The 12098-nt window shown below is 40.0% G+C and carries 10 protein-coding genes; 6 read left to right on the forward strand and 4 right to left on the reverse strand.

Annotated features, from left to right (window positions below):
- Positions 1-9: 9 nt before the first annotated feature.
- Genes BMZ99_RS15230 through BMZ99_RS15245 form a run of 4 tightly spaced genes read right to left on the reverse strand, consistent with a single transcriptional unit; the run spans position 10 to position 3859 of the window.
- Entirely contained in the window at positions 10-987 is a 978-nt protein-coding gene (locus tag BMZ99_RS15230) for an ABC transporter ATP-binding protein (RefSeq protein WP_090938972.1), read from the reverse strand.
- Positions 987-1997 (reverse strand): ABC transporter ATP-binding protein, encoded by a 1011-nt coding sequence (locus BMZ99_RS15235; RefSeq protein ID WP_090938975.1) that lies wholly within the window; start codon positions 1995-1997, stop codon positions 987-989. The genes BMZ99_RS15230 and BMZ99_RS15235 overlap by 1 nt, the downstream gene beginning before the upstream one ends.
- 12 nt (positions 1998-2009) lie before the next feature.
- On the reverse strand, positions 2010-2921 hold the full coding sequence (locus BMZ99_RS15240; protein WP_090938978.1) for an ABC transporter permease: 912 nt from the start codon (positions 2919-2921) through the stop codon (positions 2010-2012).
- A 5-nt stretch (positions 2922-2926) separates the two neighbouring features.
- Positions 2927-3859 carry an ABC transporter permease gene (locus BMZ99_RS15245; protein WP_090938981.1) on the reverse strand — a complete coding sequence of 311 codons (933 nt, stop codon included), beginning with the start codon at positions 3857-3859 and terminating at the stop codon, positions 2927-2929.
- A gap of 443 nt (positions 3860-4302) precedes the next feature.
- Between BMZ99_RS15245 and BMZ99_RS15250 the strand changes: the two genes are divergently transcribed.
- From BMZ99_RS15250 to BMZ99_RS15275, 6 genes are all read left to right on the forward strand, one after another.
- Positions 4303-4944 carry a hypothetical protein gene (locus BMZ99_RS15250; protein WP_090938984.1) on the forward strand — a complete coding sequence of 214 codons (642 nt, stop codon included), beginning with the start codon at positions 4303-4305 and terminating at the stop codon, positions 4942-4944.
- 50 nt (positions 4945-4994) lie between these two features.
- Entirely contained in the window at positions 4995-5936 is a 942-nt protein-coding gene (locus BMZ99_RS15255) for a TrbI/VirB10 family protein (RefSeq protein WP_090938987.1), read from the forward strand.
- Between the two features lie 207 nt (positions 5937-6143).
- Positions 6144-7841: an FMN-binding glutamate synthase family protein gene (locus tag BMZ99_RS15260; protein WP_090938990.1), complete on the forward strand. Its 1698-nt coding sequence runs from the start codon at positions 6144-6146 to the stop codon at positions 7839-7841.
- Between the two features lie 203 nt (positions 7842-8044).
- Positions 8045-8380 (forward strand): L,D-transpeptidase, encoded by a 336-nt coding sequence (locus BMZ99_RS15265; RefSeq protein WP_090938992.1) that lies wholly within the window; start codon positions 8045-8047, stop codon positions 8378-8380.
- 735 nt (positions 8381-9115) lie between these two features.
- Positions 9116-10381: an S-layer homology domain-containing protein gene (locus tag BMZ99_RS15270; protein ID WP_090938995.1), complete on the forward strand. Its 1266-nt coding sequence runs from the start codon at positions 9116-9118 to the stop codon at positions 10379-10381.
- A 74-nt stretch (positions 10382-10455) separates the two neighbouring features.
- Complete coding sequence (locus BMZ99_RS15275) at positions 10456-11892, forward strand: glycoside hydrolase family 1 protein (protein ID WP_090938998.1); 1437 nt, start codon at positions 10456-10458, stop codon at positions 11890-11892.
- Positions 11893-12098: the final 206 nt, after the last annotated feature.

Below are 12098 nucleotides of genomic sequence, written 5' to 3' on the forward strand. Positions count from 1 at the left end.
TTATGCGCATTACCTTTTTTGAATGAGATGGCATGCTGCCAGGTGACCAGCACCTATATCTTGCAGTAATGGTTCCTGCTCAGAACATATATCCATGACATGAGGACAGCGAGAGGAAAATCGGCAGCCAGCAGGAGGATTAAGAGGGCTTGGAACATCGCCTGTTAAGGGAATACGTTGTCGTTTGACCTCTGCTAATGGATCTGGAATGGGTATAGCCGATAGCAGTGCCTTCGTATAAGGGTGCTGAGGTCTGCGGTATAGTTCAATGCTATCGGCCAGTTCCACGATTTTGCCCAAATACATGACTGCAACCCTATCGCTGATATGTTTTACCATGGCCAGATCGTGAGCAATAAACAAATAAGTCAATTCTAGTTCGTCCTGCAAGCGTTCTAATAAATTAACTACTTGGGCTTGAATTGAAACATCCAGGGCAGAAATAGGCTCATCACAAATGAGAAAGCTCGGCTCTACCGCCAATGCACGGGCAATGCCGATTCGCTGCTGCTGTCCGCCGCTAAACTCATGAGGAAATCGGCTCATATGTTCTGCATTGAGTCCTACCATTTGCAAGAGAGTTAGAATTCTCTCTTTTCGTTCCCCATAGGAGGCTAACTTGTGAATGTCTAGGGGTTCACCGACGATATCACTCACCGTCATGCGAGGATTTAGCGATGCATAGGGGTCTTGAAAAATCATTTGCATTTCACGGCGCAATTTCTTTTCTTCCATTAGATGATTGATATTTTTTCCATGAAAGAGAATTTCTCCAGCGGTAGGTTTATACAATTGAAGAATTGTTTTTCCTGTGGTAGATTTGCCGCAGCCGCTTTCGCCCACGAGGCCGAGGGTCTTACCCTTTTCAATGGAAAAACTCACGTCATCTACCGCCTTTAGGTAAGAGGCAGGGCGTCCAAAAAAATCGGTGTCAGTAATGAAATACTTTTTAAGATTGCGTACTTCTAATAGCGCTGTCTGTTCCATTAGGCTGTGACCTCCCGGTTTGGCTTAGGTGCATCGGGATGCTGCAACCAACAGTGTACCATATGCCCTTTCGTCAGTACTGTTGTTTCAGGATAATGCTCCTGACAGATAGACATGGCGTGAGGGCAACGGGGATGAAAAGGGCATCCGGTTGGTGGTGACAAAAGATCAGGAGGCTGACCTGGAATGATCGCGAGTTTTTGTTTTTGCATCATATCGATGCGAGGTAAGGATTGCAAGAGTCCCCAAGTATATGGATGCTGGGGCTGATGAAATATGTCGATTGCCGTACCTGCTTCTGCAATTTTACCTGCATACATTACAATGACACGGCTGCACAGACTGGCAATGGCACCAAGATCGTGAGAAATTAAAATAATGGCAGTATTTAGTTTTCCCTGAAGATCTTTCATTAAATCTAAAATTTGTGCTTGTATTGTAACATCCAGGGCCGTGGTGGGCTCGTCAGCAATCAATAGTTTCGGATTACAGGATAGAGCCATGGCAATCATGACTCGCTGGCGCATACCGCCGCTGAATTGATGGGGATATTCTTTAATCCTCTCTTCGGGAGAGGGTATGCCGACCAGGCGCAGCATTTCTACTGCCCGTGCATAGGCATCCTGCTTATTCATATGCTGATGCAGCTGCAGGGATTCTCCAATCTGCATTCCAATCGTAAGGACTGGGTTTAAAGACGTCATAGCATCTTGAAAAATAATACTGATATCATTTCCACGAATTTTTGCCATATCTGCCTCTGATTTCTGTAATAGATCATCTTTTCCAAAAAGGATTTTGCCTTTGGCATAGCGTCCAGGAGGCGTAGGAATAAGCTGCATAATGGAATGGGCAGTAACACTTTTGCCGCAGCCTGATTCGCCAACGATGCCGATAGCTTCTCCTGGGTAAACCTGAAAACTGATAGTATCCACGGCCTTTACTTCGCCTGCAAAGGTATCAAAGCACACCGTTAATTCTTCTACTGAAAGCAAAGGATTGCTATTCATTCTATATACCTCCTAACGCCGTACGCGAGGATCTAAGGCATCCCGCAGCCCATCCCCTAAAAAATTAAATGCCAGCATGGTGATGCTGATTGCCATAGCAGGGAAGAATAGTTGGAAAGGATAGGAGCGCAAGCTAGTAATTCCCTCAGAGGCCAGCACTCCCCAACTGGCCATAGGGGCAGCAACTCCCAAGCCAATAAAACTTAAGAAGGCTTCGGTAAAGATGGCTTCGGGAATCGCCAGTGTCATGGTGATAATAATGGGACCCATACTGTTAGGAATTAGATGGCGAAATAAAATTCGCCAGCTGCCTGCTCCAAGAGTCCTTGCTGCAAGCACATAGTCTTGTTCTTTAAGACCCAAAATCTGACCGCGGACAATCCGTGCCATACGCAGCCAGTAGGCAATGCCCAATGCGATAAAAATATTGATTAAGCCAGGCTCTAAGACTACCATTAGTAATATTACATACAGCAGGACGGGTATGCCATATAAGATGTCAACGACATTCATCATAACCTTGTCAGTACGACCGCCGAAAAATCCGGCGATGCCTCCATAAATTACACCGATGGTAAGATTTAGTATGCTGGCGACAATACCGATGGACAGGGAAATTCGTGCACCATACAGAACACGGATAAACAAATCACGACCAAGATTATCCGTACCAAACCAATGCTCAGCACTGGGAGATTGGTTGGTTGCCGTAAGATCTTGGTCAGAGTAAGATAAGGTAGACAGCCAGGGACCTGCAAGGGCAATGAGAAGAATGAGCAGGATGATATAGAGTCCGATCATGGCAAGTTTATTCTTTTTCAAACGTCGCCAGGCATCTTGCCAATAGGTCATACTAGGACGGATATGATTTGCGGCAGCATCCTTTTTCAGGATGGGTTCAAATGAGTGACTAGTTAGATGCATTGCTGTTATTCCCCCTGTTTCCCGGTTAGTTTAATACGGGGATTGAGCAGCGGATAGATCAGATCCACGATTAAATTTAAACCAATAATCAAAACACTGTAAAATATAGTCACACCCAGGATTACAGTATAGTCCCGGTTGTAGATACTGGTAACGAAATGCCGTCCTAAGCCAGGAATGGCAAAGATATTTTCAATAATAAAACTTCCCGTCAAAATTCCTGCAGCCATTGGTCCGATATAGGTTATGATAGGGATTAAAGCATTTTTCAATGCATGACGATAGAGAATAAGGGCAGGGGATAAGCCTTTTGCTCGGGCGGTTTTAATATAATCCTGGGCAAGAACTTCCAGCATACTGGAACGGGTAAGTCGTGCGATAAATGCTGTCGGCTGACCTGCCAGAGTTAATGCTGGTAAAATCATGTAAGTAATACCGCCCCACATAGCAGCAGGTAATAAGGAAAGCTTGATTGCAAAAATATAGATGAGCAGGGTAGCAAGAACAAAACTAGGTACGGAAACACCCAAGGTAGCTAAAAACATAGTAGCATAATCCTGCCACTTATTTTGGCGCAGAGCTGCTATGGCACCAGCAGGAATTCCTAACAAAATAGATAAAGCAATGCTCACCATACCCAACTGCAAAGAGACAGGAAAGCTTTCACGAATAAGATCGTTAACCGTGCGACCTGCGTACTTAAAGGAAGGTCCTAAGTCAAAGTGAGTTAAATTGCCCAGATAGTCAATGTATTGTTTCCATAATGGGTCATGCAGGCGATAATGTTCTTCGATATTTTTCAAAACAGCAGCAGGAATGTTCTTTTCGCTAGTAAAAGGTCCGCCGGGGATGGCGTGCATTAAGAAAAATGTAATCGTAATGATGGCGAGCAGGACTAACAGAGAATTAAAGATGCGGATTAGCATGTAGCGTAGCAAATAAGGGACTCTCCTTCCTGAATACAATAAAAAGGCATACTTACTGTATACCTTTTTATGAATTAATGATTTCTAACTATAGGCTTTCTTAGATGTGTTGGACTTATGTAGTATTTTTTATTGATACAGCTTTAAAGATATGATACTGATTCTATAAAAATGTTTTAAAGTCCTTCTAATGTGCCAAGTGGAATCTTAAATTAGGGATATAAAGTCAAAAACGCCTTTCAAGATCGATGCTTACTCTTGTTCTAGTATCCTTATTCTAGATTTTTTAATACCAATAGTGATAAATAGATGGTATATGAGGGATTTGCATTTTTTTTGATTTTATAGTATTTTGTAAAAGAGGAATTATTTTCTAATTTATAAGAGCCATTATCTCGAGAAGTGGATGAAGTTATCTTAAACAAAGGGATGTGATCACTGTAAGACGTTTTACTTTGCTATTATGTTTGTTTCTGTTTATCACTGGGCATGTATTAGGAGCGCAAGCTCTCCAAGAAAATGAGAGTAGTTTATCAAAGGATATTGCAACTGGAAATGCTTATATACCAAAGGGAACTATATTGCGAGGTGCTCTGCAAAATACAATCGATTCTGCCACCTGCAATATAGGTGATACATTCTCATTCAAATTGCTGCATAATGTCATTATTGGGAATGTAATGATTATCCCTAAAGACACAATTGGCCAGGGGATCGTAAAGTCGATTAAACGGGCTGGTGCATTTGGCAAAGGGGGGAAGATTGAATTAGAAGCTGTAAATATTCAAACGTTAAATGGAATTAACGTTCCTTTAAGCTTAAATTTTCAGCAAAAAGGTGGCGGCCACCAGGCAGATCTTTCATGGTATGATTCCAATACATCAAGTGCAACTCCATCACTGACGATTGGGGCGATGAGCGGCTTGGCAAATGGCACAAATGTACAATTAGGTGCGGGTACCAAAATTACGATTACAATTCCGGAAAATGTAGACCTGCAAGCTACACTAACGGAGTTATCAAAAACTAAATGTGAAGATAGCAGAAAGCAAGAAGTCAGAGAATTTGCTGTATCATTAAATAGTGACAAGCCTTAATTCTTATACTATTTACTTTAAACAATATCACAAATAAAAGGAGCAATTATATGAAACGCAGTATTTTAGTTGTAATGATGTTAGTACTATTCATACCTGCAGTGTTTGCTGCTAATCCTGTTCCTGCAGTATCCCAGGATATGTTGGTTACAGAAGTTATGCAAGGGAATGCATATCTTCCTAAAGGAACGATGATCCGGGCTGAATTGCTTACAGAAGTTAATTCAGGGAAAAACAAGGTAGGCGACCCTATTTCTTTCAAGGTATTAGAAGATGTAGCCATAGCAGATGTAATTATTATTCCCAAAGGAACAATTGGAAACGGTTATGTCAAAATTGCTAAAAAGGCTGGAATGTTTGGAAAAGGAGGCGGCATAGAATTAGATGCGTCGTCTCTTGACACATCAACAGGAATTGAAATTCCTGTAACGATGGATTTTAGCAAGTACGGAGGAGAGCGTCATATTGAAATGAATTATAATAATTCTGTTGGCGGCGCGCTTATTTCCGGATTACTTCCAGGTAGTAATCAAACCATTAAAGCTGGAAGTACATTAATCATTTTAGCACCTTTAAATGTGGACTTACAGACTACGTTGAACCATTTAAAGCCAGCATTAACTTCCCAAGGCAATGAAGCGATGGAACATTTTGTTCAGGAGCAACCAACAACACAAAGCCCATATGAGGAAGGAAATGAATGGACCTGCTCTAACGATAAGGGAACTGTTGATTTTATCATAACAAAAGTAGATAAAAAGACGATTAAAGGGAAATTAACAAGTCAGGGGCACGATATACTTACGTTCAATCAGGAATGTCAGGCAGACAAAGGACAAATGTATATAACTCTTAAGGCTAAAGATAAAGAACGTGGAAAAATATATTCGATACAAATGTTTTTCCGATCAGATGGAACTATACAATATATTGTCCCTAATTCACCGAAAGAAGATAAAAATTCCGTTATTCTAAAGAAAGTACATAAGTGAATCGATATTGATTAACGTATTCTAAAGCAATAAACAAGCCATCTGTACATTACAATTACAGATGGCTTGTTTATTGCTGTTTGAGATTTACCGTCAGCGTGATTAACAATCAATATAGATTCATAAAAGGTTTAATTTTTCCTGAAAAATCGAATACTAAAATACAAGAAATTATAAAAACGTTTAAAAACAATTGAGGAAAAAGAGATGCAAATTGCTATAGCTACTATAAACTGGCCAGCCTTACTATTCTTTGTAATAGTTCTTGGGTTAATATCAGCTCTAATTTTAGTAAAACCAATTATGCGTTATATCATTAAAGTTATCACAAATGATGCAGTGAAAAGGCTGCTAACAGATGATTATACGCAAAATGTTGCTGAGACGTTGTCTTCATTAAAACGTTTTTCAGTAATTAATTTTATTGAAATGAGTCTGAGGGCGCAAAGTGGTAAAGTTCTAACACGTCCATTAGGATCTCCTAAGCATTTTCTAGGGTATGACCAGCTAATGTTTTCTCCCCGTCAGATGACACAATTATCACTTCCTGAAAGTGCGCAGATTGATATGAGTGTAACCATTGGCAGTAATGCAGAAAAACCGCTGAAGATAAAGATTCCTCTTATGATTGGTGCTATGGCTTATGGGTTAGCACTTAGCGAAGAAGCAAAGCTCGCTTTGGCTAGAGCATCAAAGAAGCTGCAGACTGCCACAAACTCTGGCGAAGGTCCCTTTTTGCCCGAGGAACCAGGTGAAGCGGGTAAGTTTGTATTACAGATTTGTCGATGGTCATGGGGTGGGAGAACAAATGAGCAAATTACTTCTGCTGATATGTTAGAAGTACAAATGGGGCAAGGATCAGATACGGGGGTTGCCACCATAGAGGCTTCTGAGATTGTGGGCAGGGCACGCATCCTTGGCGGTTTAGAACCCGGTGAGCTTGCTGTAGCACTGAATGCCCCTCCAGGAGTTCAGAAGCCAGAAGATTGGCCCGCTTTTATGAAAAAGCTGCGTCAAAGAGCAAAAGGAATCCCTATCGCCTTAAAGATTATGGCTACAGGTCGTCTTGAAGAAGAGCTGTCTACTGCCAGAGATTTAGGCTTTGATGTCATTGTAATTGATGGGGTTGAGGGAGGATCTCATGCAACAGCTCCAATTAAACAGGATGATTTTGGAATACCCAGCCTGCTTGCATTAATAAAAGCAAAGCGCTTTTTGCAGGGAAGCTCCATTAGTATTGTTATAGCTGGTGGCTACTTTACACCTGGCCAGTGCCTCAAAGCATTGGCTTTAGGAGCAGATGCTATTTATTTAGCGACAGTTCCTCTTTTTGCTCTAGGGCATAATCAACTTGAAAAAGTAATTCCATGGGAGCCGCCTACCACATTGGTCTATTATAACTCTCCAACAAAGACACAACTTAATATTAATCAAGCTGCAACCAGCGTGGAAAATGTGATGACATCGATGGTTTTGGAAATGGAAGAAGCAATGCGCGCATTAGGCAAGGCATCATTAAAGGAGCTTAGTGCTGATGATCTTATAGCATTGGATTCTCTCTCAGCTGAAATTACAGGAGTAAGGAGTGTATTGCAAGAGCCTGTGCCGCCCATATCAAATCAAACTCTTCAGAAATTAAAAAAACAGCTGAGCCAAAGTGAAAGCAGGATTACTTTAAAAGATCTGGCAGTAGCAAGGAACGAAGCAGTGAACCATGAATCTAATACCGTCTTAGATGAAAGTCTGATTAAAGAGCATTTACAATTAATTAGGGAATTAAAGGAAGAAAATAAACTAATGTGGAAAGTTATCGATACTTATATAAAGTCTCCTCATAACAAAAAGATTGGATCTGCTGTGCAGAAGAAAAAACATTTAATTGCTAAATATAAAAATTGTAAGTGAATTAGTTTCCTAAGGATTACTATTTAAGATTCCCCCCCAAATAGTCTGTATCTCTTCTTATATTGAGTTGCAGACTATTTTTTTGTGATCTATAGGTCATATATACCGTTACAAATTCGTTAGGCAAATATTACATAATAGAATTATAATTTGGATTAGGCATTATATAGTTCACCTGCATATGTTATAGAGGAGGTGATAAATTGGCGTATTCAATTACTGTAAATTTGTCAGCCAAACGACTTATCCTCTATCGGGATGGTTCACAAGTCCGAGTTTTCCCTGTTGGTGTTGGTAAGACAAATACTCCAACACCAATCGGTAACTATTATATCGCCAGTAAAATGGCGAATCCAGGTGGAGCATTTGGTGTTATGTGGATGGGACTAAATATCCCTCATTATGGAATCCATGGTACCAATAATCCATCATCAATTGGTAAGACGGTATCTCATGGCTGCATTCGTATGCATAATAATGATGTTCTTGTATTATCTCGCTTAGTATCTATTGGTACTCCAGTAAGAATTCAATATTAATTTTTAGCATTTTCTTACTATATTGAGACACTATAAATTTAAGAGTAACGTTGGACACAGAGAGCAGGGTGTATTTCATGACCTCTCTCTCTTTTCAATGTTATTTGAACATCTATTCATTTCTGTTTTATATACTTTTAAAAATGTGCTTTTTAAAAATTGAGCACAGATCTGTTTTTTGCTTTCTCAATAAATATTTGTAATTGCCTAAGTTAATACACTATGTGATATAAGGGACTAAAAAAGGATGAAAAGAATACACATCTAATTTTAAAAAAATACACTCATCATTTGGAGAAGATCATTTCAAGCTGCCAATGCATATTTTGGCAGCTTTTTTATTTTATAAAAAACTCGCTAAGGCTTGTATCCTTTATAGGGAAGAGCTAGTAGTAAGCTTTTTTTCAAGATGACAGAATTTTTTAAAAAATATTGGCATAGTACTTGCAAAAAGTAAGAGTGAATGTAAAAACGATTTTCAAGAGACTGATTGATTTCACAAAATAGGGTAATACCAGAGCTTCTTATGAAGATCATTGATTGCATCATGCTGATCTAAGAAAGGAGGCATAATGAGTTAAAGTTGTAAGATCAGTATATGAGGTAATGGTAGATATGAGCTTGTTGGTTAGGGGATATGTAAGGAAATGTAGAAACTTAGATACATCCCTCTCCAATAAAGGTCAGTCGTACAAGCAATGAACAGGTAAATTAAATTCTAAGGAGAGATTGTAAATGAAAAAAAAGTTAGTCGCTTCCCTGGCAGCTGCAATGATACTTGGTGTAGCTGGTACGTCCTTCGCAGCGGTAGTAAATCCTTTCTCTGATGTGCCTGCAAAACACTGGTCCTATGACGCTGTTACAAAGCTGGCCCATGATGGTATTTTAGAAGGATATGGAGATGGAACATTTCGTGGTGATAAAACCATTAGTCGTTATGAAATGGCAATTATCGTAGCAAAGGCTATGTCAAAGGTTGATCAAGCTGATGCAGGCAACAAAGTTCTTATTGAAAAATTATCCAATGAATATGCTAGCGAACTTGATAAATTAGGTGCTCGCATGACTACTGTGGAAAATAAAGTGGATAATGTAAAATGGAGCGGTTTTGTTCGCGGGAAATATGACAGCGATACCAGTGATGGTCATAATATTAGCGGTGGTAACAAGCATTATTTCTTGGCATTGGAAGGAACCGCCAAAATTAATGATCGGTGGGAAGGACATTTCGCAAGTGAAACAAGACACGACTACACGACTAGCGGCTGGGGCGGCGTAATTCCTCCCGACACGAATAATGGAGATGGTACCTGGTTTAGAATCTGGGCTTCTGGTTCTGTTGGTGAAGTAGGTGTCGCAGCCGGTAGAAAATGGTTCGGATATGGGGATAATATGGTGTGGGGTCATGAAGCAACAGGTATTTGGCTGGATATTCCTACAGGGACATTTAAAACTAGTTTGTTTGCTGCGAAACCTACCCAAGGAAATGGTGCTGTAAGTCTTAAGGATGCTTATGATACTAATATTTACGGCGCGAACTTTAACGGAGACATAGCGAAGAATGTAAATGTTAATTTACTCTTAGGCGGTAATAAAGATGATGGCGAACAACAAATGAGTCGCTGGGGCGGTTTAACCGTTACTTCTAAAATCGCAAAAGATTTGAAATTGACAGGAACATATGCAAAAACGAATGCGGATGATTTCAATAAGACTCATCACATCAGGCTAGATTACAAGGGAACCGATTTGAATAAAACGGGATCTTATGGAGTGTATGCCAGATTCTTCAAATTTGGTGTGAATGGCGATCCATCTCATGATGATGAGTGGGATTCATTGAAAAGTGATTCAAGAGGTTGGATGGTAGGTGTGGATTATGTGGTTGGAAAAAATATTCAGTGGACCAATATTTACTCTGATCAAAAAGTAAATATTTCTGATTCTGCAACAGAATATAATAGAAAACTGTTCCGTACTCAATTTGACCTTCACTTCTAATTTACATATGCAAAAGACCGCTAACAAGTTGTTAACGGTCTTTTCAGACTTAAAAAGTACAAGGAGAGGAAAATATGATTCATAAAACAGCAGCAGATTTTCCAAAAGACTTTCTATGGGGAGCAGCTTCCGCGGCGTATCAGGTAGAGGGAGCTTGGAATGAAGACGGTAAGGGACCTTCTAATTGGGATGTATATGTAAGGTTTCCTGGAACGACTTTTAAAGGGACGAATGGGGATGTGGCCGTGGACCACTATCATCGCTATAAAGAAGATGTTGCGTTAATGGCCCAAATGGGGCTGAAAGCCTACCGATTTTCCATTGCTTGGACTCGCATTTTCCCCAAAGGGCGAGGTGAGGTTAATGAGGCCGGTTTACGATTCTACGATGATCTAATTAATGAATTGCTTAAATATCAGATAGAACCGATCATTACCTTATACCATTGGGATTTGCCTCAAGAACTTCAGGATGCCTATGGCGGGTGGGAATCGCGGCAGATTATTGAAGACTTTCATAACTACTCTGTTACCCTCTTTAAAAGATATGGCGATCGGGTAAAATATTGGGTAACGCTAAATGAGCAAAATATTTTTATTATGCATGGTTATTTAAATGCCATCCATCCTCCTAAAGTGTCTGATCTCAAGAGAATGTATCAGGCAAATCATATTGCCAGCTTAGCAAATGCCAGGGTCATTGCGTCTTTTAAAAATTATGTTCATGGAGGCAAAATCGGCCCCAGCTTTGCTTATGGCCCTGCTTATTCTCATACGGATAAACCAGTGGATGTACTGGCTAGTGAGAATGCTGAAGAGTTTAACAATCATTGGTGGATGGATGTATATGCCTGGGGTGAATATCCAAAGGTCATTTGGAATTATCTGACTAGAGAGGGTCTTGCCCCTATTGTAGAAGAGGGAGATTTAGAAGTATTAAAAAAAGGTAAGCCGGACTTTATGGGAGTCAATTACTATCGGACGACTACTTATGAGATGAATCCACTTGATGGTGTTAGTTCCGGTAAGATGAATACGACGGGCAAAAAAGGAACCACACCAGATACAGGCGTACTAGGCTTATTTAAAACCATCAAAAACCCCAATCTTGAGGCAACAGACTGGGATTGGGAAATTGATCCTATGGGATTACGCATTGCCTTGCGTAGAATTACCAGCCGATACAGGCTGCCAATCCTTATTTCAGAAAATGGTTTAGGAGCTTTTGATGTCCTAGAAGAAAATGATGTAGTAAATGATGAATATCGAATTGCCTTCATTCGCAGACATCTTGAAGAATGCCAGCAGGCAATTACTGATGGCGTAGAATTGTTAGGATATTGCGTTTGGTCCTATACAGACTTATTGAGTTGGCTGAATGGCTATCAAAAGCGCTATGGATTTGTATATATCAATCGCGATGAAGATAGTGAAAAAGATATGAGGCGAATCAAGAAGAACAGCTATTTCTGGTATCAAAAAGTGATTGAAACCAATGGGAAGCAATTATAAAAAGTCGCAAATATTGATAAAAGCCGAGAGTACCTGCCAAATGATAATTCTGGCAGGTACTCTCGGCTTTTATATTAAGTAGAAAAATGTACGTAGTATATAAAACAGTAATGAACCGCGAAGATCACGAAGACATGCAAAGAACGCGAAAGTACATGATTAATGCTTTATCTTCATATCCTCGTGTCTTCGCGGTTCAAATGTTT

Source organism: Pelosinus propionicus DSM 13327 (assembly GCF_900114615.1).
Classification (GTDB): Bacteria; Bacillota; Negativicutes; order DSM-13327; family DSM-13327; genus Pelosinus; species Pelosinus propionicus.

Bases quoted from the DNA above. Each gene is read 5' to 3' on its own strand.
- BMZ99_RS15235 (WP_090938975.1), bottom strand. From the start codon at position 1,997: ATGAATAGCAATCCTTTGCTTTCAGTAGAAGAATTAACGGTGTGCTTT.
- BMZ99_RS15240 (WP_090938978.1), bottom strand. From the start codon at position 2,921: ATGCATCTAACTAGTCACTCATTTGAACCCATCCTGAAAAAGGATGCT.
- BMZ99_RS15275 (WP_090938998.1), top strand. From the start codon at position 10,456: ATGATTCATAAAACAGCAGCAGATTTTCCAAAAGACTTTCTATGGGGA.
- BMZ99_RS15270 (WP_090938995.1), top strand. From the start codon at position 9,116: ATGAAAAAAAAGTTAGTCGCTTCCCTGGCAGCTGCAATGATACTTGGT.
- BMZ99_RS15230 (WP_090938972.1), bottom strand. From the start codon at position 987: ATGGAACAGACAGCGCTATTAGAAGTACGCAATCTTAAAAAGTATTTC.
- BMZ99_RS15260 (WP_090938990.1), top strand. From the start codon at position 6,144: ATGCAAATTGCTATAGCTACTATAAACTGGCCAGCCTTACTATTCTTT.
- BMZ99_RS15255 (WP_090938987.1), top strand. From the start codon at position 4,995: ATGAAACGCAGTATTTTAGTTGTAATGATGTTAGTACTATTCATACCT.